This is a genomic window from Paraburkholderia sp. BL9I2N2 (assembly GCF_004339745.1).
Classification (GTDB): Bacteria; Pseudomonadota; Gammaproteobacteria; order Burkholderiales; family Burkholderiaceae; genus Paraburkholderia.
Genome location: NZ_SMGP01000003.1, coordinates 85,274 through 107,902, shown reverse-complemented (window position 1 = coordinate 107,902; position 22,629 = coordinate 85,274). Strand labels below are relative to the sequence as shown.

21 protein-coding genes and 1 pseudogene are annotated in these 22,629 nt (G+C 59.6%); 18 read left to right on the top strand and 4 right to left on the bottom strand.

The window, feature by feature from the left end:
• Window positions 1–732: 732 nt before the first annotated feature.
• From B0G74_RS31210 to B0G74_RS31160, 11 genes are all read left to right on the top strand, one after another.
• Window positions 733–1,752: a LacI family DNA-binding transcriptional regulator gene (locus B0G74_RS31210; RefSeq protein WP_132381206.1), complete on the top strand. Its 1,020-nt coding sequence runs from the start codon at window positions 733–735 to the stop codon at window positions 1,750–1,752.
• Window positions 1,753–1,865: 113 nt separating this feature from the next.
• Window positions 1,866–3,197 (top strand): ABC transporter substrate-binding protein, encoded by a 1,332-nt coding sequence (locus B0G74_RS31205; protein ID WP_132379672.1) that lies wholly within the window; start codon window positions 1,866–1,868, stop codon window positions 3,195–3,197.
• 71 nt (window positions 3,198–3,268) lie between these two features.
• Window positions 3,269–4,225 (top strand): sugar ABC transporter permease, encoded by a 957-nt coding sequence (locus tag B0G74_RS31200; protein WP_132379670.1) that lies wholly within the window; start codon window positions 3,269–3,271, stop codon window positions 4,223–4,225.
• Window positions 4,222–5,175 (top strand): carbohydrate ABC transporter permease, encoded by a 954-nt coding sequence (locus B0G74_RS31195; RefSeq protein WP_132379668.1) that lies wholly within the window; start codon window positions 4,222–4,224, stop codon window positions 5,173–5,175. Before B0G74_RS31200 ends, B0G74_RS31195 begins: the two co-directional genes overlap by 4 nt.
• A complete protein-coding gene (locus tag B0G74_RS31190) occupies window positions 5,172–5,366 on the top strand; it encodes a hypothetical protein (RefSeq protein ID WP_132379666.1) in 195 nt (64 codons plus the stop codon). Before B0G74_RS31195 ends, B0G74_RS31190 begins: the two co-directional genes overlap by 4 nt.
• Before the next feature lie 3 nt (window positions 5,367–5,369).
• Window positions 5,370–6,473 carry an ABC transporter ATP-binding protein gene (locus B0G74_RS31185; protein WP_132379664.1) on the top strand — a complete coding sequence of 368 codons (1,104 nt, stop codon included), beginning with the start codon at window positions 5,370–5,372 and terminating at the stop codon, window positions 6,471–6,473.
• Window positions 6,466–7,512, top strand: coding sequence for an ABC transporter ATP-binding protein (locus tag B0G74_RS31180; protein WP_132379662.1), 1,047 nt, complete (start codon window positions 6,466–6,468; stop codon window positions 7,510–7,512). The genes B0G74_RS31185 and B0G74_RS31180 overlap by 8 nt, the downstream gene beginning before the upstream one ends.
• Window positions 7,509–8,147, top strand: coding sequence for a dihydroxyacetone kinase subunit DhaL (gene dhaL / locus B0G74_RS31175; RefSeq protein WP_132379660.1), 639 nt, complete (start codon window positions 7,509–7,511; stop codon window positions 8,145–8,147). The genes B0G74_RS31180 and dhaL overlap by 4 nt, the downstream gene beginning before the upstream one ends.
• A gap of 14 nt (window positions 8,148–8,161) precedes the next feature.
• Window positions 8,162–9,151, top strand: coding sequence for a dihydroxyacetone kinase subunit DhaK (gene dhaK, locus B0G74_RS31170; protein ID WP_132379658.1), 990 nt, complete (start codon window positions 8,162–8,164; stop codon window positions 9,149–9,151).
• A gap of 598 nt (window positions 9,152–9,749) precedes the next feature.
• Window positions 9,750–10,034: a DUF1488 domain-containing protein gene (locus B0G74_RS31165; protein ID WP_132379656.1), complete on the top strand. Its 285-nt coding sequence runs from the start codon at window positions 9,750–9,752 to the stop codon at window positions 10,032–10,034.
• A 74-nt stretch (window positions 10,035–10,108) separates the two neighbouring features.
• Window positions 10,109–11,095 (top strand): zinc-dependent alcohol dehydrogenase family protein, encoded by a 987-nt coding sequence (locus B0G74_RS31160; RefSeq protein ID WP_132379654.1) that lies wholly within the window; start codon window positions 10,109–10,111, stop codon window positions 11,093–11,095.
• An 80-nt stretch (window positions 11,096–11,175) separates the two neighbouring features.
• Here B0G74_RS31160 and B0G74_RS31155 read toward each other — a convergent pair.
• Window positions 11,176–11,428 (bottom strand): annotated as a pseudogene (locus B0G74_RS31155) (helix-turn-helix domain-containing protein); the annotation flags it as partial.
• A gap of 451 nt (window positions 11,429–11,879) precedes the next feature.
• Between B0G74_RS31155 and B0G74_RS31150 the strand changes: the two are divergent.
• From B0G74_RS31150 to B0G74_RS46870, 4 genes are all read left to right on the top strand, one after another.
• Entirely contained in the window at window positions 11,880–12,455 is a 576-nt protein-coding gene (locus B0G74_RS31150) for a cytochrome b (protein WP_132379652.1), read from the top strand.
• Between the two features lie 390 nt (window positions 12,456–12,845).
• Window positions 12,846–13,010: a zinc ribbon domain-containing protein gene (locus B0G74_RS31145; protein WP_132379650.1), complete on the top strand. Its 165-nt coding sequence runs from the start codon at window positions 12,846–12,848 to the stop codon at window positions 13,008–13,010.
• 657 nt (window positions 13,011–13,667) lie between these two features.
• Entirely contained in the window at window positions 13,668–13,982 is a 315-nt protein-coding gene (locus B0G74_RS31140; RefSeq protein ID WP_132379648.1) for a DUF3303 family protein, read from the top strand.
• A gap of 452 nt (window positions 13,983–14,434) precedes the next feature.
• Entirely contained in the window at window positions 14,435–14,818 is a 384-nt protein-coding gene (locus B0G74_RS46870; protein WP_243658394.1) for a hypothetical protein, read from the top strand.
• A 253-nt stretch (window positions 14,819–15,071) separates the two neighbouring features.
• On the opposite strand, the gene B0G74_RS31130 is transcribed toward B0G74_RS46870, so the two are convergent.
• Window positions 15,072–16,442 carry an FAD-binding oxidoreductase gene (locus B0G74_RS31130; RefSeq protein WP_132379646.1) on the bottom strand — a complete coding sequence of 457 codons (1,371 nt, stop codon included), beginning with the start codon at window positions 16,440–16,442 and terminating at the stop codon, window positions 15,072–15,074.
• Between the two features lie 471 nt (window positions 16,443–16,913).
• Complete coding sequence (locus B0G74_RS31125) at window positions 16,914–18,137, bottom strand: PQQ-dependent sugar dehydrogenase (RefSeq protein ID WP_342960168.1); 1,224 nt, start codon at window positions 18,135–18,137, stop codon at window positions 16,914–16,916.
• A gap of 860 nt (window positions 18,138–18,997) precedes the next feature.
• On the opposite strand from B0G74_RS31125, the gene B0G74_RS31120 reads away from it, so the two are divergent.
• On the top strand, window positions 18,998–19,300 hold the full coding sequence (locus B0G74_RS31120) for a hypothetical protein (RefSeq protein WP_132379642.1): 303 nt from the start codon (window positions 18,998–19,000) through the stop codon (window positions 19,298–19,300).
• 98 nt (window positions 19,301–19,398) lie between these two features.
• Here B0G74_RS31120 and B0G74_RS31115 read toward each other — a convergent pair whose 3' ends face one another.
• Entirely contained in the window at window positions 19,399–20,466 is a 1,068-nt protein-coding gene (locus tag B0G74_RS31115; protein WP_132379640.1) for an alpha/beta fold hydrolase, read from the bottom strand.
• A gap of 270 nt (window positions 20,467–20,736) precedes the next feature.
• Between B0G74_RS31115 and B0G74_RS31110 the strand changes: the two genes are divergently transcribed.
• Window positions 20,737–21,387 (top strand): TetR/AcrR family transcriptional regulator, encoded by a 651-nt coding sequence (locus B0G74_RS31110; RefSeq protein ID WP_243658393.1) that lies wholly within the window; start codon window positions 20,737–20,739, stop codon window positions 21,385–21,387.
• 68 nt (window positions 21,388–21,455) lie between these two features.
• A complete protein-coding gene (locus B0G74_RS31105) occupies window positions 21,456–22,196 on the top strand; it encodes an SDR family oxidoreductase (protein WP_243658392.1) in 741 nt (246 codons plus the stop codon).
• Window positions 22,197–22,629 lie beyond the last annotated feature (433 nt).

Here is a 22,629-nt window from a genome sequence, read left to right as displayed (position 1 = left end):
CGGAGGTGCTGGACGTCGTCGGATCGAAGCACGGGTAGCGGCCCCGCATCGAGACGGGCCGCTGCGCGGCGACAGTGTGGCCGCCAATGTCACACGCGCGGAATGCCCCTCGAGGTTAATCGCCGCCCGCAGTGCTGCCCGGAAAGCCGTCGCTCATCTATCGAGCCGAAACGGCGCACTGCCGTAACAATCCGTCCGTGTCGCAGCAAAGGTATGTGTTTGGCGGTGTCGTGAGCGTGGGACGGCCGAGGCGGATCGCTTCGGCTAATGAATTGTGAATAGACCTGGGTCGGTAAACGGCCGTTTCCATTTGTGCGACCCAAAGCACACGCGAGCACTTCATTGCTCCAGAACTCGCTCGCCGCCCGACGTCACCCCAATCTCCCATGGAGTCGCTGCGTTCAACGCGGTAAACGATGACTTCAAATTCCTCGTGCACCACCGTTCAAGCGTCGTGGGTGCCTGCGAAGATCAACTACAAACCGCGGACCGTAGCTAGTTGGCCGGGATTCTCTCTTCGGGCGCCAGGCGCCGCCGCACGCCGTCAACTCTCAGTGCGATTCGCGATCCCGTGCCCGCTGCGCCGTCCCTTGCGCTCGCAGCCCTATCAAGGGTCGCTCTGTTCATAAAAGCAATGACGCTTTTTCCTTGGAGAAAAAGCTTGCATTTTTTTTAGAAAAAACTACCTTCAGTAAAACAAAACAATTCTTCGCTCGGCACCGGAGGAGACCCATGCCGGCTACTCGTACGATGATTGCGCGTCGGGCTGGCGTCAGCGTGGCCACGGTCGATCGTGTCCTGCGCGACGATCAGGCTGTGCGTCCGGAAACTGCCGAACGCGTGCATCTCGCACTCGCGAATCTGCGTGATGAGCGGGCGAGCCGCGGCCGGCCCGCAAAGGTCAGCTCGTTCCGAGTCGCGTTCGTGCTGCCGCAAGTGAACTCCCGCTTTCTCGATCACGTCGAGCGAGATATTGCGCTGTCGGCCAGCTTCTTTCGCGAGCATCGCATAACGCCTTCGTTTTACCGCTGCGATTTTTCCAGCCAACGCGAGACCGCGGCATTCGCCGCTGAAGTGATCGACTACGACGCGCTGGTTCTCGCACCTCTCGACTATCCGTGGGTTGAGCGTTTCATCGAAGAGATGAGCGACGCTCACGTGCCAGTCGTCACAGTATTCTCCGATTTACCCGCAAGCCGGCGCGCCGCGTACGTGGGTGTCGACAACAGGATTGCCGGACGCACGGCAGGACTACTGATGGGGCGCTTCCTTTGCGCGAAGCTTGGCACTGTTGCCGTGCTATCGGGATCGTCTCGTCTGCATGACCAGGTGGAACGTCGCACCGGCTTTTCGCAAGTGTTGGAGGAGGACTTCCGCAACCTGCGCTGGATCGCCGAACCGGACTTCGCCGAAGACGACGATGGCGCCGGTCTTGCCGTACAGGGCTTAAGTGCGCGCCATGCGGACCTGGTCGGCGTGTATGTGACGGGCGGCGGTATCTCCGGCATTGCAGCGGCATTGCAGGAGTCCGGTGACAAGGTTCACCTCGTCCTGGTTGGCCACGAATGCACTGCGGAGACCCGCACCCAACTGTCGGAACGTGCGATCGACGTGATACTCGATCAGGACGTGCGCGGCATTGTCCATTGGGCTGGGCTCGCCGCGATTAATTTTCTTAACGACGTCCGGGGGGCGCTTGCCATCCCCACGCCGGAGACCCGGATTTATCTTCGTGAGAATGCGCATGCCTGACGCTCGCGACACGCGGATCGACTTCTGATCTGCCAGAGCCGAAATGCGGTGCCCGGCGCATGGGCGCTGAATGTCATCAGGTTGGAGACCCGAGAAAGACAAGGAGAAGAGACATGGTACGTCTAACGTCAGCGAGGGTAGTGGCGGCAACCCTCATATCGCTGGGGCTCGGCACTGCAACGGGCGCGCAGGCACAGGACAAGCAGTTGACACTCTGCTGGGCGGCATGGGATCCCGCCAATGCACTGGTCGAACTGTCGAAGGATTTCACGACCAAGACCGGCATCAAGATGAAGTTCGAGTTCGTACCGTGGACCAGTTATGCCGACCGATTCATCAATGAACTCAATTCGCACGGTAAGTTGTGTGATCTGATCATTGGCGACAGTCAGTGGATCGGCGGCGCGGCGGTCAATGGACATTACGTAAAGCTCAACGACTTCTTCACCAAGAACAAGATCTCTATGAACGACTTCGTGCCGGCAACGGTGGTGGGATATTCGGAGTGGCCAAAGAATACGCCGAACTATTGGGCCTTACCTGCGATGGCTGACGCGGTCGGATGGACTTACCGCAAGGACTGGTTTGCGCGCCCAGAACTGCGCGCGGAATTCAAGCAGAAATACAACCGTGAGCTCGCGCCGCCTACTACGCTCGATGAACTCAAGCAGACTGCGGAATTCTTCCAGGGTCGAAAGATTGACGGCAAGACAGTCTATGGCGTGTATATCTTCACGGAGCGTGGATCCGAGGGAATCACGATGGGCGTGACCAATGCCTTGTACAACTTCGGCTTTGAGTATCAGGATCCCAAGAAGCCCTATCACCTCGATGGCTTCGTGAACTCGCCGGGCGCGGTGAAGGGGCTCGAATACTACAAGGCACTCTATAAGTGCTGCACGGCGCCAGGCATGACCAACGCCTACATGCAGGAAGGGCTCGACGCGTTCAAGTCGGGTCAGGTGGCGATGCAGATGAACTGGTTTGCGTTCTTTCCAGGGCTTTATAAAGACCCGAATGTCGGTGGCGACAAGATCGGCTTCTTCGTCAATCCGCGTGAATTGAAGCAATACACTCAGTTGGGCGGGCAGGGCATCTCGGTCGTCTCGTACTCGGACCATAAAGAAGACGCGCTCGAATATATCAAGTGGTTTGCGCAACCTGACGTGCAGAAGAAATGGTGGCAACTGGGCGGCTATTCGGCGGCCAAATCAGTGGTGGACGCACCGGACTTCCCGAAGAGCGCACCGTTCGCACCCGCGTTCCTGAAGTCGATGGCAATCGTCAAAGACTTCTGGGCAGAGCCAGCTTATGCCGAACTGTTGCTCGACATGCAGAAGCGTGTGCACGATTACGTCGTGGCCGATAAGGGCACGGCCAAAGATGCGTTGGATCTGCTGGTGAAAGACTGGACCAAGGTCTTTAAGCAAGAAGGGAAGTATTAGGTTTTAGCTGGACTTGACTGGACCGGCGACGGCTGAACGGCCTGTCTCTGGTCCGCTTAAAGGAGCCAGGCATGTTGGCAGATAAGCCATTTTCTCCCACGAGTCTCGAAGCGGGAGCGTCAACGCGCATAGCGAAGCGGCTAAGTGGACTGTCGGATCGGGCCATCGCGTGGCTCTTCATTCTTCCGACCATTCTGCTGCTTCTTGCGATCAACATCTTTCCGTTGATCTGGGCGCTTCGCCTGTCGTTCACCAACTTCAAGTCGAACATGCCGAGCGTGCCGGCGCGTTTCGTCGGTATTGACAATTATGTCGACATCCTGACCGACGAAGATATCTGGTACGCGATGCAGGTGACCGCGCGTTTCGTGTTCTGGTCGGTTGGGTTGGAGGTGCTGCTGGGATTCGGTCTTGCATTGCTGATCAACCGGCAGTTCCGCGGACATAGCTTCTGGACTACGCTAATCCTGCTGCCGATGATGCTATCGCCTGCGGTAGTGGGCAACTTCTGGACGTTCCTGCTGCAACCGCAGACGGGGCTTTTCAACGATATCGTCAGCTTCTTCACCGGCATCGCGCCGGGGTCATTCCAGATGATCGGCGACGTAGCGCTCGCGCCGTGGACCATTGTGATGGTCGATACGTGGATGTGGACACCGTACGTCATGCTCATCTGCCTGGCGGGTCTGCGTTCAATTCCCGACTATATCTACGAAGCAGCGGAAGTGGACCGCGCGACGCCGTGGCGTCAGTTCTGGTCGATCACGTTGCCCATGACTATGCCATTCCTGATGCTGGCGGTTTTGTTTCGCGGCATCGAAAACTTCAAGATGTTCGATATGGTGAACCTGCTGACATCGGGCGGCCCGGGCTCGGTTACCGAAACGGTATCGATCACGCTCAAGCGTGCCGCGTTCGAAAAGTGGCAGACAGGTTATTCGTCCGCGCTCGCAATCATTCTCTTCGTGACGGTATTCGGTGCGGCGAACATTTACGTGAAGGCACTTAACCGGATCAAACAGCGATGAGACCGACTACGACACAACATTCCGTGGTGGCGTCATCTCCGCGCGCCAAGCGCTTCGCGGCTGCGGTCGTTATCACGTATGCGCTGATTGCTACGTTACCGATGGTCTGGATCTTCCTGACGAGCTTCAAGACGCAGGAAGATGCGATAGCGTATCCGCCCGTCGTGCTGTTCCAGCCTTCCATGGAAGGCTATGTAAACCTGCTCACGATCCGCTCGCGGCAGACACCTGAGTTCATTGCGAGCCTGCCGCCTGCGCGGACCTGGTATGAGCGTGAGGTGCGCAAGCGCAACATGGTGATCGCCGGACCGTCGAAGGTTTTGCCGCGCTTCATGAATTCGCTTGTCATTGGATTTGGCTCGACGTTTCTTGCGGTATTTCTCGGCACGCTGGCGGCATACGCGTTTTCGCGCTTCAAGGTGCCGCTGTCCGACGATCTGCTGTTCTTCATTCTCTCCACACGGATGATGCCGCCCATTGCCGTCGCCATTCCGATCTACCTGATGTATCGCGCGCTGGGTTTGAGCGACAGCTATGTCGGCATGATTGTGCTGTACACGGCGGTGAATGTCTCACTTGCGGTGTGGCTGCTGAAAGGTTTCATGGATGAGATCCCGCGCGAGTATGAAGAGGCTGCGCTAGTGGATGGCTACACGCGTTTGCAGGCCTTCGTGAAGGTGGTGTTGCCGCAAGCGATGACGGGCATTGCTGCTACAGCGATCTTCTGCCTGATCTTTGCATGGAACGAATACGCATTTGCTTCGCTGCTGACAAGCGGCGATGCGCAGACCATGCCGCCATTCATTCCATTCATCATCGGAGAAGGCGGTCAGGACTGGCCGGCCGTTGCAGCTGCAACAACATTATTCGTGCTGCCGATTCTCTTTTTCACCGTCCTGCTGCGCAAGCATCTGTTGCGGGGCATCACCTTCGGAGCCGTGCGCAAATGAAACGCGAAGTCATTCCGCCGCACCGCTGGCTGTTACGTCGCAGCTACAGCGAGGGTGCATCGACGGTACTGATCGGCTTAGGTGTAGCGATGCTTGTGCAGCCGTTTTCGTTGGCGCTCTTCACCTGGTCGTTTCCGGTCCTTTTGGTGGGCGCGCTTGCGTTCGTCGTCACCAGCCATTTTCCCGGCTGAATCATGTCTACGATCGTTCTCGCTCATCTCCACAAGCGCTTCGACGATTTTGTCGCGGTGCGTGACACCAGCCTGACCATCGGTGCGGGACGCTTCGTCGTGCTGCTCGGACCGTCAGGCTGCGGCAAGACTACAACGCTGCGGATGATCGCGGGGCTGGAGCTGCCGACTTCCGGGCAGATCCTGATCGATGGTGAGGACGTCACTGCGTTGCGCGCGCGGCAACGCGATATTGCTTTCGTGTTCCAGATGTTTGCGCTGTATCCACATATGACGGTGCGCAATAACATTGCTTTCCCACTGAGGAACGAACACGTGTCGCGCAGCGAGATTGCCGCCCGGGTCGATGCAGTGGCGCATATGCTGCGCATCGAGAACATTCTCGATCGTAAGACTGGCGGCCTGTCCGGCGGCGACCGGCAACGCGTGGCGCTCGGCCGCGCGATCGTGCGGCAACCGAAAGCATTCTTGATGGACGAACCGCTCGGCACGCTCGACGCGGACTTTCGTGAACTGATGTGTCTGGAATTGCGCAAACTGCACAACGCGCTCGCCGCCACCACGGTGTACGTCACACACGATCAGAGTGAGGCGATGGCCATGGCGGACGATATCGTCGTGATGAATCAAGGTGAAGTGTTGCAGGCGGGCTCGCCCCATGAGATTTATCACTTCCCCGCGACAGTGTTCGTCGGCAACTTCATCGGCAGTCCGCCCATGAATTTCTTGCCCGTCGACGAGGCGGTTACGGCGGGACAGGAGCAGGTGAGTCTGCATGGCGCGTCGGTTTCCGTACCGCCTTGCGATGCCGCTGCCGCGCACGTATTGCTGGGAATCAGACCGGAGCACGTCATGCTCGACGAGCACGGTCCGCTGCGCGGTCAGGTGATCGCCGACGAATACCTCGGCTCGCACCAGGTATTGGCGGTTGAAACCGCGCTTGGCGTCGTGCGCGTGCGGGCAAGCAAAGACGCTGGTGTTGCCGCGGGCACGATCGTCGGTCTGTCGTTTCGGAAAGAACGCACGCTGCTTTATGACGCCGCTACTGAACGCCTGCTGCCGGGCGCTGCTTCCACGCTTTCTGTCAACGGAGACGTTCATGGCTGAAGTCCAGCTACGTAATGTATCGAAGCGCTTCGGCAACATCGTTGCGGTGGACGACCTGTCGATCGAGGTTAAAGACGGGGAATTCGTCGTGTTGCTCGGACCGAGCGGCGCGGGCAAAACCACTACGCTGCGCCTGGTCGCGGGACTGGAACGTCCCGATGCCGGCGACGTGCTGATCGACGGCGCGGTCGCCACCGGCGTCCATCCTTCCGATCGCGATGTCGCGTTTATCTTTCAGCAATACTCGTTGTATCCGCATCTGACTGTGTTCGGCAATCTTGCGTTTCCGCTGCGCTCGCCACGTCGTCGCAGCAGCGAGGAACAGGTCCGCGCGCGCGTGCATGCGGTCGCGCAGATGCTGCATATGGAAGCGAAGCTCGACAACATGGCAACGCATTTGTCCGGCGGCGAAATGCAGCGAGTCGCGATCGGGCGTGCGCTCGTGCGCGAGCCGAAAGTGTTTCTGATGGACGAACCGCTGTCATCGCTCGACGCAAAACTGCGTGAGGAATTGCGTATCGAGCTGAAGCGGCTACATCGTACGATTGGCGCGACCATTCTCTATGTCACGCATGATCAGGTGGAAGCCACCACACTCGCCGACCGCATCGGCATTCTTGAACACGGCCGTCTGGTGCAACTCGGCACACCGCGCGAGGTCTACGGTAATCCGGTTTCATTGAGCGCGGCGCAGCGGCTCGGCTCGCCGCCGATCAACCTGTTGCCGCCAACGCTGTTCGATTCAGCAGCGGTGCCGACCGGCACCGCGACCGTGGCGATTCGTCCTGAAGACGTGGTCCTGCACGAGGGCGACGCGCGTGATTCACCCGGCACCCATCATGCACGCGACGCACTCGACCTGAAGGTGCTCGAATACTCACCGCTGCGTCATCTGTTGATTCTGGAGCACGCAGGAACTGCGGTTGTGGCGACCACGATGGCCGAGCGCAATTTCAGCCCGGGGCAGTCGGTGGGCGTTTCGCTGCCCGCTCGCAGCCTCTTATATTTCCGTGCAGACGGCAGGAGGATCCCGACATGAACGGCAAGACGGTCATGGAGTGTATCGACGCCGCATACGCAGCGCTCAAGGAACACACGGACGAAATAGCCGTACTCGACCAGCAGATCGGCGATGGCGATCACATCTTCAATCTGCTGCGCGGCATGGAGGCCTTGCTTGCAATGCGTGCGGACATCGAAGCGGAAACCTTAGGGGCCGCGTTGGAACTCGCGGCGAACAAGGTGCTGTCGACGGTCGGCGGATCATCCGGGCCGCTGTTCTTTTCGTTGCTGAACGGGATGGCGAAAGCATCGGCGAACAATCCGCTGGATGTTGCGGGCACCGCCCTCATGTTTGCGGCGGGCGTCGAAGCGGTCGGACAGCGGGGTAAGACGGGCGTAGGCAGCAAGACGATGATGGACGTGCTGATTCCCGTTGCCGCGCGCTTCAAGGAGCTTGCGACCATCGAATCACTTACGTCGCGAAAAACAGTGCTGGATGAATTGCCGCAGGTGGCCGAGCAGAACATGCTCGCCACCCGCGATATGCTCGCGACCAAAGGGCGGGCATCGTTTCTGGGCGAACGCTCGCGCGGTCATATCGACCCTGGTGCGCGTTCCAGTCAGATCATGATCACCGCCGTATGCGCGCATCTGGCGCGCAACCCGGTGTGAAAGGAGGCCAGACCATGAAAAAATTCATCAACCACGTCGACGATTTCCTCGCCGAAAGTCTGGCGGGATTTGCATCCGCGCATAGCGACCTGGTCGTGCTCAACAACGAACCGGTGTACGTGCGTCGTAAGACGCTTAAACCGGGCAAAGTGGCATTGATATCGGGCGGCGGTTCGGGTCATGAGCCGTTGCACTCCGGTTTTGTGGGCTATGGAATGCTCGACGCAGCCTGCCCCGGTCAAGTCTTCACATCACCTACGCCGGATCAGATGATGGCCGCTGCCGACGCTGTCGATACCGGTGCGGGGGTGCTATTCATCGTGAAGAATTATTCGGGTGACTTGATGAACTTCGAAATGGCGTCGGAGATGTCCGAGATCCCAAACGCGATGGTGCTGATCAACGATGACGTGGCAGTGGAAAACTCCAGCTACACCACCGGGCGGCGTGGTGTAGCTGGCGCGGTGATCGTTGAGAAGCTGGTAGGCAGCATGGCCGAAAGCGGCGCCGACCTTGAACAGTGCAAGGCGTTCGGCGACCGGATCAACAAGCGCACCGCTTCGATGGGTGTGGCGTTCAGCAGTTGCACCGTGCCGGCCGCGGGAACGCTGACGTTCAAGATTGGCGATGATGAGATCGAAGTGGGTGTGGGCATTCACGGTGAGCCGGGCCGGCGCCGCGCAAAGTTCTCAGGCGCCGATGCGATTGCGGGAGAGCTGCTCAAAGCGATCGTCGATGACCTCAAGCCCCAAGCGGGGGCTGAATTGCTGGTGCTCATCAACGGCCTTGGTGGAACACCGCTTGGCGAGCTTTACCTGCTCTTCAACTCGACGCGCGCGTGGCTTCAGCAACGCGATCTGAAGGTCGGCCGGGCACAGGTGGGTGCGCTGACGACTTCGCTCGAGATGGCGGGCGCCTCGATTACGTTATGTGTGCTGGACGACGAAATGGCCCGCCACTGGGACAGCCCGGTCCATACGCCGTCGTTGCGTTGGGGGATGTAGGGCGCGCTGGCTGCGAGAAACGCGCTGGTGCGGTGATTGACTGTCGCTACTGTGGTGGTTCGGTCTCACTACCGGCGTGGTCGGTGTTTTGTGCCCGGATCAGCAGTATGCAACTGGCGTTAATCCCGCGTGCGCTCATCCGGCGGAGTTGGGGGCGTGAGGCGGCGCGAAATCCTGACTCGTAACGCGGCGTCCCACGCCGTTGCGAGCGGCTTTGGAAGATTGATCCGCAGCGATCCGGTCAGCATTGGCGCCATGACCAGAAGAATCAGGACCAGTACAAATCACATCGACCAGCGGCGTGATGTCGATTTCTGCAAGAGTTTGTCCGCGTCTTGTGCATTCGATTGCGAAACCATGCGAGTACCTCCTCCCCGGTGCGTGCTCGGCGCAACGCGAAAAACCGTTCCGTTGCGCAACGCTCACCAGTAGGGGCGGCGAGTCGTGTGCCATTGACCTCGGTCAACCTGGATGCACGGCCCGAATTTGACGTGCCGCGCATAGCTCCTATGCTGGTGACAGGCGGGCGTCGCGCAGGCCGACCGCCTCGAAGGGTGGCGCGCCCCGTTACAGCTTCCTTTCCTGCGCAGCGAACCAGGTGATGGTCATGAAGATCCATTTCCCCGAAGAATGTCCTGAGTATTGCGCGCGCGACCTCGTCGTCGCGTTCCCGGCCGAAGTGAATGGTGTTCGCGTCCAGTGCGCGATTACCGCCGAAGCGCTCGAAGATCATTTCGGTGCCGCTTCCCTGCGCGAAGATGATCTGATTGGCGCGTTCAACTCGAACCGGCATCCTATCGAACACGCGGCGAGACAGTTGCTCAACGAGATCGGCGGCAAACCTATGCTCCTACACAGCGGTTATTTCCGTTTTTGCGAGTGAATTCCGGGCGAGGCGGCCGAGTGCGGTCGTGTCCTTCCCGGTGCGAACCGGCTTGGAGTTTCAAGGAGAACGGTATGCGTGCAATGGTGTTCGACGGTAGCGCAGCATCGCTGCGAGAGCAGGAGGTGCCCGACCCCGCCGCCGGTCCCGGCCAGATCCTGATCGATATTCACGCGTGCGGCGTGTGTCGCACCGATCTTCATCTGGTGGACCATGAACTCGAGCATCCCAAACGGCCCGTCATTCCGGGCCACGAAATCGTCGGCACGGTAGCCAGGCTCGGCGCGGGCGTGACGGGGTTCGCCGTTGGCGACCGGGTGGGGGTGCCGTGGGTCGGCCACACCTGCGGGCATTGCCGTTACTGCCTGTCGGCGCGGGAAAATCTGTGCGACGAACCCGGCTTCACGGGCTATACGATCGACGGCGGTTACGCTGAGCGCACCGTCGCCGACAGCCGCTACTGCTTTCATCTGCCGGAGCAGTACACGGACATCGAGGCGGCGCCGCTGCTATGCGCCGGTCTCATTGGCTATCGCACCTTGAGCATGGTGGGCAACGCGCAGCGGATCGGCATCTACGGTTTCGGCGCCGCGGCGCATATCGTCGCGCAGGTTGCGCGTCATCAGCAACGCACGGTGTATGCGTTCACGCGCTCCGGCGATCACGCAGCCCAGCAACTCGCGCTGCGTCTCGGCGCGGCGTGGGCGGGCAGCAGCGACGAGGCGCCGCCCGACGAACTCGATGCGGCATTGCTTTTCGCACCGATCGGTGCGCTCGTTCCGCAAGCATTGCAAGCGGTCGCTAAGGGTGGCGTGGTGGTCTGCGGCGGGATTCACATGAGCGATATTCCGTCGTTCCCTTACGCGTTTCTGTGGGGCGAGCGACGCGTGGTGTCGGTCGCGAATCTGACCCGCGATGACGGGCTCGCCTTCATGCGAATTGCAGCCGAGACGCGTCTCACGATTGAAACGACGAGTTATCCGCTGACGGAGGCCAATCGGGCGCTGAGCGATCTGCGCGATGGCAGGCTGACAGGTGCGGCCGTGCTCGTCATCCGATAGCGTGGTCGGTGTTGATGGCTGAGCCGTTCCACGATGGTGGCATCGACCGCCGCGAGCCGGAATGTGAGCCGATTCCGGCTTCAAACCCGCACAAGGCCCTCGTGATCGAGAATCCGGATGTCCTTGCCGTGTGTATCGAGCAATCCGTCGCGCTGAAAATTTGGAGAACATCCGGCTCACTGTTTCGAGCTTGATCCCCAGATAGCTGCCGATTTCCTCGCGTGTCATGCGCAGGTGAAATTCGGCCGGCGAATACCCGCGCATTCTCAGGCGGTCAGACAGATTCAGCAGGAACGTCGCCGCCCGCTGTTCGGCGGACATCGTGCCGAGCAATTCTTTACCTCGCTATCACTTCGCACGTCCGTTTCTTCACTGTCGAACTGTGCAAAAAGCCACGGGCAGTGGCAGGCATGAAATCAGTGCAACAGTCAGACAACTTATCAGGCGCATGTCTATTTCCCGCGACAGGCGTTCGGAAGGACGTGAGAGATTTGCAGCAAGAACGCCGTCGCAGAGAATACTCGCGCTTCCACGAAATTTCGACGGCATCCAATTTGATGCCGGGCTTGCGATCATTGGTCACTTTCTGGCCGCGTGGCCATTCCGCGACGATCGACCGTAGAGTTGGTCAGACGGACCGCCGCGTTGGGCATCAGGTTTCCTTAAGCTGAAGTCGATAGCATTGCTCAACCTTGGCGACGCGCATTTGTGTGCAATCGAATCAAGAGCCCTCAGGTGAAGTTTTACAAGTGCAATTACGTTCCGTCGAAGCTAAGGAGTGAGAGTGGCAAACCTCCAGGAAAGCACGCGTCCGGGATATGACGCAGTCGCGCGGGCGCTCCATTGGCTAACCGTCCTGTTGATCGCGATGCAGTTCATGATTGGCTGGACGATGCCCGACGTCCACAAGGACACGCAACCCGTCGGATTGATCGCCTGGCATCTCGGTGTCGGCTCGACACTCATCGTCGTCATCCTGCTAAGGGTGATCTGGCGATTGACGCACCGACCCACGCCGGACGACCTGCCGCCGTTTTTCAGCATCGCTTCGCGCGTCACGCATCTTCTGCTCTATGCAACGCTGGTGCTAGTGCCGCTGTTGGGGTGGATCAACGCGTCCTCCCGCGGCTGGACGGTTCGGTTGCTGGGTCTCGTGCCGTATCCGGCACTGAGCGCTCCGGGCTCGGCTTTCGGCCACGAGATGGGGGATGTGCACGGCATCCTTGCCTGGGTGCTGTTCGCGCTGATTGGTCTGCACGTGGCGGCAGCGTTGTTCCATCGCCTTGTTCTGCGAGACCACGTGTTGCAACGGATGCTGCCGCATGCGGGGCCATCGCGCCAATCGGCACGTAACCGCTGAGGTCGGCCTGCATGGCTAGGGACACAAGGAAGCGCACCGTATCAATGCTATCGGTTGGCTTTGCGCCGCGGTGTTGGCGCAAACGACGGCATCAGTTCGACAACTGGTCTGATAATTAACGTAGCATCGGCGCCAGTGAACGCGAAGGTCTCTTGTGGGACGGGTGCGGCTCGTCGCGACGAGCCGCATGCCGTCAACACCTGTCGGCTGGGACGTGTACTCACCAGGCGGTAATCGGGGGGTGCGGGCGTTGCCTGCGGAGCGTACGATGAGCGCTTGGCGAGCCGCGTATGCGGCCGTTTTCTGCATTAGAATGGGCTAGTATGCTGCCGCGCATTGCTGGCAGTATCTGGACAGCACGACGTGCGGGATTCGCGTTAGAGGAATGCCATGCCGACTTACCAGTATCGTTGCGAGAAGTGCGGTGAGACGTTCGAGCATGCCGAACATCTCGTTGAACATGAAACCGCTCATCCGAATTGTCCGAAGTGCGGGAGCGAGAAGGTTCAGCACATACCCACGCCATTTGTCGCGAAAACGTCCAGAAAGAGCTGAACTCTGCCTGCTGACAATTCTTCCTCTTTGGCGGGGTAAGCAATCGGGTAGGCACGTCCCTTCGGTTTCGGGGCGATATACTGCGATCTACGAAACTCATGTCCGAGTGAGCCCGTCCGAGTAACCTCGGACAAAAGCGCGCTGCCCTTACTCAACCCGTCAGATCGAATCCGTCCCGATTCAGCGCGTGAATCATCCGCTTGTATGTCAAGTTCCGCCAGGCTCCGTTCCAAGCGGATGTGTGCGCCCAGATTCGCGGCAGCCATCGCGCGCACGCTTGTGTGAAGCCATGCATCAAGTTAATGGCTTTACCGACACGAGCAAACATCAGTTGCCCGATGTTCCGCGAGCCAGCTCGCAGTTACATTTCCAGCGAATTCCTTCGGCGATGAGCTAATCTGATTTGATGGCGACCGGACCAACGCCATCGTCTTTGAAGCACGGTTTTGGGGCCGCCGTAGTTGGGCTTCGTCGTGCGTTTGGCGTCCGATTCTGAACACGTAAAACGACCCTCATTGGCCGCTTTGAAGCGGTGCATAAGAAGGGCCAAACGCAATGGGCATTCGTCGCCGCTGCTCCAATTGTAGCTTGCTAATTCGCTAGCCCGTTCAAACGGCAAGCGTTCTGGCGACATCAATGTTTAAAAGGAGCATGGCAATGAAGTACATGATTAGCTGGTTCGAACGCACACAAGGTTCGCCTGTGGAGTACGAGAATGCCCAGAAGCGAATCCTTGATGTGTTTAGTCAATGGACGGCGCCAGACAACTTCAGTATCGAGTTTTTCGTGGTGCGCGTGGGAGAGTGGGGTGGGCACATGTTGGTTGACTGCGACGATCCGTTGGCGGTTCACAAAGTCTGTTCGACATTCCCCGCATTTGAATTTCGGGCGCACCCCGTAGTGGCCGTCGAGGACGCAGTCCGGGTCGAACTCGAAGCGATCGCCTGGCGAGACGGACTGAAAAGTAAGTGACATTCGAGAGGATGATGTCGCCTTCGCGGCGCGTGAAGCCGAGACACGGTCCTCCTTTTTAAAGTGACCAGCGTCCTGGCACTGCCGCCGGGCGGCGGCCTAAACCCCGCTCAGTCGGACGGCCAACGGCCTGCGCCCGCCGACAGTCGTTGACAGCAAGCGTCCGCTTCAGGTGGGATGAACGGCTGGAGCGGATCGGCTTTGGACGCCAACGCGCCGCGTCCGCGCAACTCGCGGTTTGATGCGAGCGGTGAAGCCGTGCTCGTGGATCGCACGCCACTTCGGTGGCGGCTGACCTACAATATAAGCATGGTCGCTACCCAATTAGGAGGCTGCCATGACCCAGTCTATGATCTACTTCGTTGTCGGCTTGGCGGTCTTGTTGGTCGCCGCATTCATGGTGGCACAACGTTACAGGCGCGATCACCCCGCAGAGGGAATGACTCAGTGGCTTGACTCGCACCATATGGGTTGGATGCACCGGCACAAACATTGATGCCACGTCGCAAGATGAATGGCCCCGCATTGAAATAGCGGCTTGGGCGCGGGTATTGCCTTCACTGGCTGCACTCCCGGTGACCATTGTTGATCGTCCCGCCGGGACAGCCATCCATGGTTGCCGCCAAGGAGCGCACCATGACGTCGACGCTAACATCGCAAGCCTTTCAACAGAACGGCGAGATTCCCGCGCGGTATACCTGCATTTCCACAACCTGTATGCGCTCGACGCTGTACTGCCCGATTTGAAAGTGCCCACCAAGGCGGCGCTTGAAAGTGCCATGCAGGGGTACGTATTAGCGCACGCGGCACTAATCGGCACTTATGTGAAGCGATGAACGACGCGTCGTTGCATCGGGACTGAGAACAAAGGAAATCCCGTGGTGGCGACTTTATGCACGCGCGTCAGGCAGAGAACGGCTCCGAAGCGGACTTTCGCTAACCGTTTCGGGTAGCTTGCACACACTGGGTCCAGGGACCTCGTGCGCGGGGAACGTGAACCAGGCGGAGTTCGGTTAGCTCCGATCTGATTCACGTACCCGTTCGTCCGTATTCTAGCGAGCGTCGCGCTGAACACCGCCACGCGCAGACTCACGCCTTCGGCTTAATGTTCTGATTGACTCGGAACAGGTTGTTGGGATCGTACTTCGCCTTGATCGAGGCAAGGCGCTTGTAGTTGTCGCCGTAGCTTAGTTCGACGCGGTTCTCGGCCTCGTCGGCGTCCAGGAAGTTGACGTAGGCGCCTTCCAGATTGAACGGGTGGATGGCTCCCCAGTAGGCACGGCCCCAGGCCTTAAGCGCCTCGGCGTCCTTGGGATCGGGGCTGATCGCGGCAATTACCATCGAAAAAGACGCGTCCCGCGCGCTCCACGGCGTGGCATCCTTGGCGACGCGCCGAACGGCACCGTCTATGGGGTAAAGGTGCATCAGGCAGAAGGGGGTCGGTGCCTTGAGCGCGTTGGCGATGTGCACGTCGATCGCCTCGTCAGGCAGCGCCTTGACAAAGTCGCCCTTCCAGTACCACTGCAAGCCTTTAGGGAAGAACGGGTCGAACAGACTGTTGATGGCAGTCCACGGCATCTCGCCCATCCAGTTGAACAGCGGGGTGGGCAGTTTCTCGAGCAGCGAGGCCATGAGCTTCTGACCCTCTGCGATCGGTCCGTTGAAAGCGCCGATCAGAGCGCAGGCGCGTTTGTTCCAGTGCTCCTTAGGGAAGGGATCGACTGGTGGCACGGTTTTGAGGCCGACGAATAGGCCAAGCTCCTCGGGAGCGTTTGGGATGAAGTCGCGGTACATCGCCATAACTTGCCTGGCGTCCTTGGCGTCCCAGAAGATCGGACCGGCGAACACCATTTTGGCTTGGTGGGCCTGAAATAGAAAGCTCGTGACCACGCCGAAGTTGCCGCCGCCACCGCGCAACGCCCAGAACAGGTCGACGTGCTTGTCCTTGTTAGCGGTGACGAAAGAGCCATCGGCCAGCACTACATCCACCTCGAGCAAATTGTCGATCGTGAGGCCGTGCTCGCGCGTGAGATAGCCGGTTCCGCCGCCCAAGGTCAGACCTGCGACGCCCGTGCTGCCGACGATGCCGAGTGGTACGGCGAGGCCAAAGGCGTGGGTCGCGTGATCGAGATCCGCTGCGGTGCAGCCTGGATCGACACGCACGGTGCGGCTCGCTGGGTCGACGCGCACGCTGCGCATCTGCGACAGGTCGATGACCAGCCCACCGTCGCAACTGCCCAAACCGGGACCGTTGTGTCCACCTCCGCGGATTGCCAGAGGCAGCTTGTTATCGCGCGCGTAGTTGACCGCCGCTATGACATCGGCGGCATCGGTGCAGCGAGCGATCACTTTGGGCCGCTTATCGATCATGCCGTTGTACAGTGCTCGCGCCTCGTCGTAGTCCTGGTCTGACGGACCGATCAGCCTTCCGCGAAATCCCTGAATCGCAAACTCGTCCATGACGCTGCCTCCTTGAAGAGTCTATCCATCGCGCACGCGCGACGACGCGATGCCGTACCCAGAAGCCTCGCGCCGAACAGTCGACAGGAACGACATCGGGCGCGTGGGATCAATCGGGATTTGCACACCTATCTGGTGGCCGTTCGCGAGCCTTGGCCTCGCACCTCACTTGATGAAAAGCATAGTGCTCCGACGCAATTGCGGGAAGGAACTTCCGATTGACGATACTGACAGCAAGACGAGGGAGCAACCAGTCGAATGAAACCCGAGACCAATTATCGGCCGCTCTTTGGTCCAGGAAAATAAGGGCGCGTCCAATCGGCGACTTGATCGACCAGACGGCTTTGAATCGTCCGACATAGCCTCAAAAGTGGGGCCGCTACCGGGAATTCCGAAAGGCCCTTTCGGGCCGGGTTCGGCCGACCGCACCGGACAGCAGTTGGCCAGAAACAGTCCTGCGCGGCGTTAACGCTATTGCGCCCGCTGGATTCGCAACACTTCCCCTGCGGTCAGCACATAAATCTCCTGCGCGGCATCTGCGCCGAAAGAGTACACAGTCCCCGGTATTGGCAATGACCAATCGACCGATTCCGTCACGACACCATCACGAAAGACGAAACTCTGCAGTCGGCCGGTGCATAGATCGGTGTAGAAATAACGGCCTCGGATTTCAGGTACGGCGGCGCCTCGATATACATAGCCTCCGAGGATCGCACAGCCTCCGCTTGCGTGGGTGTATTCGAAGACCGGGGGCGTCAGCCCCGTGGTATCGCAGGTGGCCGCGCCGACGCACAACGTACCTTCCATTCTGTCCCAGCCATAATTCAGCCCGCCGCTTGTCGCCGGGACGACATTGACCTCCTCGCGCGCGGACTCGCCGACATCCGCGATGTAAATCTGCCCCGTCTTATCGAAGGAGAATCGCCACGGATTTCGCAGACCGACCGCCCAGATCTCTGGCCGGTCGCCTGCACCTGTAGCGGGCGGGTTGTCAGAAGGTATCGCGTAGCCGTTGCCCCTCACGTCAATCCTCAGCATCTTTCCGAGCAAAGATGCTTTGTTCTGCGCATTGCCGGCGGGATCATTCGAGCCGCCACCGTCGCCGGGCGCCAGGTACAGCATCCCGTCTGGTCCAAAAGCTAGCTGGCCGCCGTTGTGATTCGATGCACCTGGGTGCGGAACTGTCAGAAGCACCGTGCCGCTCGGATTGGCTACGTCAGGGTTGGCGGAAGAGACTTGGAATCGAGATACTGTGATCGCTCCATCTGCTGCGGTGTAATAGACGTAAAACCGCCCGTTCGACGCGTATGCCGGGTCGAACGCCATCGACAGCAAGCCACGCTCGCCATCGGTCGAAGTCAGCGCCGAGATATCAAGATATGGCGCCGAGAGCAGCGTCCCGTCGCGGACGATCCGTATCCGCCCCGCTCGCTCGACAACGAAAAGCCGGGGGTCATTGGCAGGCGCGGTAAGGTAAATCGGAGCGGTAAGTCCACTCGCTACCGCGGTCACTGTGAGGCGAAACGTTTCAGCAGGTCCGTAGGCAACGGTGACTGCCGACGAAGCGCCCGCAGTCACCGTGACAGACTGACTTAGGTTGGTCGGGCTGTACAACGAGGTGCCGTTCAGTACACGGTCAGCCGTGACGGTATAGGTTCCGGTCGCGAGGTTCGCCAGCGTGTCGGATCGGCTCACTACCCGGCTGAATCCGCCAGGGCCGGCCACAGACACGTTTGCGGCAGTATCAGTCGGGAGGCCAGTTACCGAGAGCGACAACGCGCCAGCAGTCACGCTCCCTCCCGAGCTACCAGAGCTTCCTGCGGGGCCTGAGGCTCCATCCCCAGAGCCATTTCCACCACAGGCGGCCAGGAACAGAAGACACATACCCAGAAGACGACATGACGCCGGACGGAGGAAGGAAATCATGACTAGCTCCTGCGAGGGAATTGTCCGGAATTGATGCGCGCGTTGCAGGTTTTACATCGACAAACGTCTCTGAAAATCACCTGCAGTAGGCAGGACGGGCCTGCTTGCTCGCCCGAGCAACGAGGAAGCAAGTATTTGGCCTGGCAACGGCACCGCTCTTAGACGCGAACGCGCCGACCCGCGAGCAATGAGCGGGGCGACCCGCCCGCACACATGAGCGCTCCGCTCGCTCCCTCCCTGGAAACACCATACCAATGACCGCTCTTGCGAATCACATGCCTGGAATGATCTTTGTCGGCGTAAAAGTCGGCCACCGTCGGATCGCCAATCCTCGGCAGTGACCTTTGCCGAAATCGAACTATGTTAAGACGGTAATCTGGAGATTGGCCGCACCCAAAAAAGCTTCTTCACTTGTATCGCGATACCGATTGATTGCAGGACACCGCCTCCGGCCACAGCCTCGAACAGCCGCTGTGCGGGCGGGCTCACTCTCCAGTCACGCAGATAGAGATCGAAACATAGACTGGACAGGCGTGGCAGCCCCTCGGCTTCGTCCAGGACCCGCAGTTCCGGGCGGCAGAATCGCGTTTACCGTTTGGGCGCCGCCGGACCAGACCGTTGGATTCGGGATGGTGCTCAAGGCCATTGAGAAGCACGGTCGCATAGACGTCCCGCTGCCCTCTGGGCCTCCCTTCTTCCGCTTCAGCGACTCGCACGAGTCGGAGCGTGCGCTGCTCGATGCGGGCTTCGTTGAGCCTTGCATTGAGGAAATCAGTCAAACGTTGCGTATCCGCGCGCCCGAAACGCCCTTCGACGTCCTGATGCGCGGAGGTGTGCGCATCGCGGCGATCTTGAAGGCGCAGTCACCGGAGGCGCTGGCTTCGATCCAGAAAGCTGTGTCCGACGATGCGGCATCGCACGGACAATGGTGAGGTACGAGTCCCGATGCCGTGTGTGCTCGCGTCAGCGAGAAAGCCCTGAATGGTCGGCGCCATGACCTGCCAAATCAGGGCGAGCATGCACGGCCGTCTCAGTGCGTGGCAGTCTCCTTCATGAAAACACCAAGCTGCTGGGCGTAGAACGTCGCGTCGGCTAATGTGGCGTGTCCGCGGGTTTCGGCGCTGGCAGGAATCAGCAGCAAGCGGGCGTTCTTCAATTGTTTGAGCGACATCTGCATCGTGCCGGTCTCGGGCGGGTTGCGTTCGTCATCCGCGGAGTTAATCGCCAGCAAAGGCGCCTGGATGCGACTCAGTCCCGGCGCGGCGTTATAGTCGGCCGACGACGCCCATTGATAGAGGACATCGTTGGCATCGCTCTTCTGCGGCGCCGCCAGCATATCGTCGACGATCTTGTCGGCTTTCGCGTGTGTCGGAGCCAGCGCCTGGTAAGCGAGCGTGCCGCCGCTGGTGGCGATTGCGAACATCGCGCCGGCGAGGCGCAACGATGGAGGCTGCACCGTATAGTTGCCATGGTTCCACGCCGGATCCTGTTCGATCGACTCGACGAACATGCGGCGCATCATCCAGTTGCGCGCGGACATTTCGGTAGGCTGGGACGCCATCGGTACGAGCGCATCCATCATGTCCGGATATTTTTCGCCCCAAAGCCAGACCTGCATGCCGCCCATGGAATAGCCGAGGGCAAGGCGAAGATGGTGAATCCCGAGTCCTTCGGTCACCATCCGATATTGTGCGGACACCATATCGTCATAGTCGTATTGCGGAAAGCTAGCGCGCAGAACATCGGAGGGCTTGGTGGACTTACCGATGCCGAGTCCGTCGGGCAGGATGATGAAATACTTCGTCGCATCGAGCGGTTGCCCCGGTCCGAACAACTTGCCGGCAAAGTGCGGTGTCAACATGCTCGCGCCGGTTTGGTTCGTACCGTGAAGCACGAGAATCGCCGGCTTCGTGGGGTCGCCGACGGTCACATAGTGAAGGCGAACATTGTTCAGGGTTTCGCCCGTATGGAATGTGAAGCTTGGCGCGATCCAGTCGCCTTCACGCGGAGTGGGATAGTCTTGTGCTGAAGCGAGAGAGGGGAGCAATACAACAAGAAAGGAAAAGCAGGCGCGGCGTAATACAGTCGAAAATCTCATGAATGGAATCCTCGAATTTGAGTGGAACATCGGAACGGATGCCTCATTCTAGAGAACAACGTTACCGACTGCTCTGACGAGGCGACAATGTTCTCTTGCTTGTCACCTCAGCGCTCGCTTTTTGCGTCCGCTTGAATCTTGCAGCCACGTCTTCGCAATCGCGCGACAGTCACCGCAATGATGCGGCGGCAGCGGCGCTATTAGACCACCAGGAAATCTCCCATCATGGCGAAGACCACGCACTGAATAAGGTCAGGGATGCGATCTCTGATGTCCGCAACCGCAATGCATCGAATCGTTATTGACATATCAGTCCAGAATCAATATCCTCAAACCATGGCTAGACCTAGAGAGTTCGATCGAAACGAGGCACTGGACCGCGCTACACGCGTGTTCTGGGCGAAAGGCTATGCGTCGACTTCAACGGAAGACCTGCTCGCTGCCATGAACATCGGGCGGCAAAGCCTCTACAACGCGTTCGGCGACAAACGGAAGCTCTACCTTGAAGCGCTGGAGCGATATCAACGGGAAAGCAATGCGGGTCACCTGGAGCGTCTGAATAGCAGTGCCTCGCCGTTACGTGGAATCGAGGCGCTTTTGCTCGGCCTCATAGCCGAAGATGACAGCGTCCGTGCACTCGGGTGCATGGGAGTCGGCGCTGTCAGTGAATTCGGTACTGCGGATCCGGATCTTGTGATGCTACGAAGCAAAGTGGGCCCAAGGCTTTTCAGGCGCCTGGTCGAACGCATCCGTGAGGGGCAGGCATGCGGAGAAATCGACCTCGCCATCGACGCCCGCGAAGCAGCCGCCTTTTTGCAGATGACGATGCAAGGCATTCAGCTCGGGGCCCGTGCAGGCGGGGACGTTAGGAGTCTGCGCGCACAGGCCAGATTTGCAATCAGCCGCTTTAGACCGCGCTAGGCAGGGAGAGCTTGACGTGGTCGACGCGCGCCCAGTTATGGACTGGTCTGTCAACAATGGAGATGCTAGTGAACGAAAATTACGGACTTACCGGAAAGATTGCCATTGTCTTCGGCGGCTCGCGAGGCATTGGCGCGGCCGCGGCGAGACGTCTGGCAAGAGAGGGCGCCGACGTATCGGTGACCTACGTTTCGGCGCCGGAGCGAGCCGCCGAAACGGTTGGGGCAATCGAGGCAACCGGGCGGTCTGGCCTTGCAATCAAGGCTGACAACGCGGATCCGACAGCTATCAAGGCAGCCGTCGCGCAGACCGTCGATCATTTCGGAAAACTGGATATTGCAGTTGTCAACGCTGGCATCTTGATGCTCGGTGACGTCGCGACGGTGAGCGTGGAAGATCTTGACCGCATGCTGGACATCAACGTGCGTGGTGTCTTTCTCGCCATTCAGGCCGCGGCTGCGCGTCTCACTGAAGGTGGCCGGATCATTACGATCGGCAGCAACACCGCGGTGCGAAGCGGACATCCGGGTTCGAGCGTCTACTCAATGACGAAGGCTGCAGTTGCCGTCATGGTAAAAGGTATTGCCATTGACCTGGCTGGCCGGGGCATTACAGTCAACAACATTCAACCCGGGCCAATTGTAACGGACATGACGGTCGATCATATCGACGCGATCAAGCCGCTCATTCCGCTTAGGCGCGCAGGCGATCCGGATGAGATCGCCGGTCTGGTTGCCTACCTCGCCCGTAAGGAGTCAGGCTACATGACCGGCTCCAGCCTCACCATCGACGGTGGTATGGCGCTATGACCGTCTGGTGACCTGTTCCATCGTTTCGATCGGCGTTCACGCTTCGCGGTGCCACGACGGGCTACGTGAATGGACGGCCCGGCTTCAGCGAGCGGGCTGCAGCCGTCCGGTTGTGGGCGAGCATAAATGGAATGTCCGCACGGCCGAGCAGTTCCGCTGCTGGAATCTGCTGCCTTCCGCTAGTCCACTGTATGAATCACGGGCGGCAGCAACGCGTCTGAAGAGGACTGCGGCGCAGAGGCTGTCCATGGTGGTGGGGGCAGGCCGGTTGACGTATCCTGGGTAGCGGCAGACGGTTGTGCCGAAACGGAAATCTGAGGCGCGGTTGGCGACGATGATCTGGAACTGGCGTCCGGCGTATTGCTGTTGTCTCCGCACGCGCTGAGCGTGGCGAGCAGGAACATTGCCGGGAAAATGCGATTGCCCGATAAGC

Excerpts from the sequence above, each read along its gene's own strand:
- B0G74_RS31205 (WP_132379672.1), top strand. The coding sequence starts at position 1,866 with ATGGTACGTCTAACGTCAGCGAGGGTAGTGGCGGCAACCCTCATATCG.
- dhaL (WP_132379660.1), top strand. The coding sequence starts at position 7,509 with ATGAACGGCAAGACGGTCATGGAGTGTATCGACGCCGCATACGCAGCG.
- B0G74_RS31180 (WP_132379662.1), top strand. The coding sequence starts at position 6,466 with ATGGCTGAAGTCCAGCTACGTAATGTATCGAAGCGCTTCGGCAACATC.
- B0G74_RS31190 (WP_132379666.1), top strand. The coding sequence starts at position 5,172 with ATGAAACGCGAAGTCATTCCGCCGCACCGCTGGCTGTTACGTCGCAGC.
- B0G74_RS31210 (WP_132381206.1), top strand. The coding sequence starts at position 733 with ATGCCGGCTACTCGTACGATGATTGCGCGTCGGGCTGGCGTCAGCGTG.
- B0G74_RS31115 (WP_132379640.1), bottom strand. The coding sequence starts at position 20,466 with ATGAGATTTTCGACTGTATTACGCCGCGCCTGCTTTTCCTTTCTTGTT.
- B0G74_RS31145 (WP_132379650.1), top strand. The coding sequence starts at position 12,846 with ATGCCGACTTACCAGTATCGTTGCGAGAAGTGCGGTGAGACGTTCGAG.
- B0G74_RS31200 (WP_132379670.1), top strand. The coding sequence starts at position 3,269 with ATGTTGGCAGATAAGCCATTTTCTCCCACGAGTCTCGAAGCGGGAGCG.
- B0G74_RS31130 (WP_132379646.1), bottom strand. The coding sequence starts at position 16,442 with ATGGACGAGTTTGCGATTCAGGGATTTCGCGGAAGGCTGATCGGTCCG.
- B0G74_RS31140 (WP_132379648.1), top strand. The coding sequence starts at position 13,668 with ATGAAGTACATGATTAGCTGGTTCGAACGCACACAAGGTTCGCCTGTG.
- B0G74_RS31120 (WP_132379642.1), top strand. The coding sequence starts at position 18,998 with ATGGTGCTCAAGGCCATTGAGAAGCACGGTCGCATAGACGTCCCGCTG.
- B0G74_RS31195 (WP_132379668.1), top strand. The coding sequence starts at position 4,222 with ATGAGACCGACTACGACACAACATTCCGTGGTGGCGTCATCTCCGCGC.
- B0G74_RS31185 (WP_132379664.1), top strand. The coding sequence starts at position 5,370 with ATGTCTACGATCGTTCTCGCTCATCTCCACAAGCGCTTCGACGATTTT.
- B0G74_RS31110 (WP_243658393.1), top strand. The coding sequence starts at position 20,737 with ATGTCCGCAACCGCAATGCATCGAATCGTTATTGACATATCAGTCCAG.
- dhaK (WP_132379658.1), top strand. The coding sequence starts at position 8,162 with ATGAAAAAATTCATCAACCACGTCGACGATTTCCTCGCCGAAAGTCTG.
- B0G74_RS31160 (WP_132379654.1), top strand. The coding sequence starts at position 10,109 with ATGCGTGCAATGGTGTTCGACGGTAGCGCAGCATCGCTGCGAGAGCAG.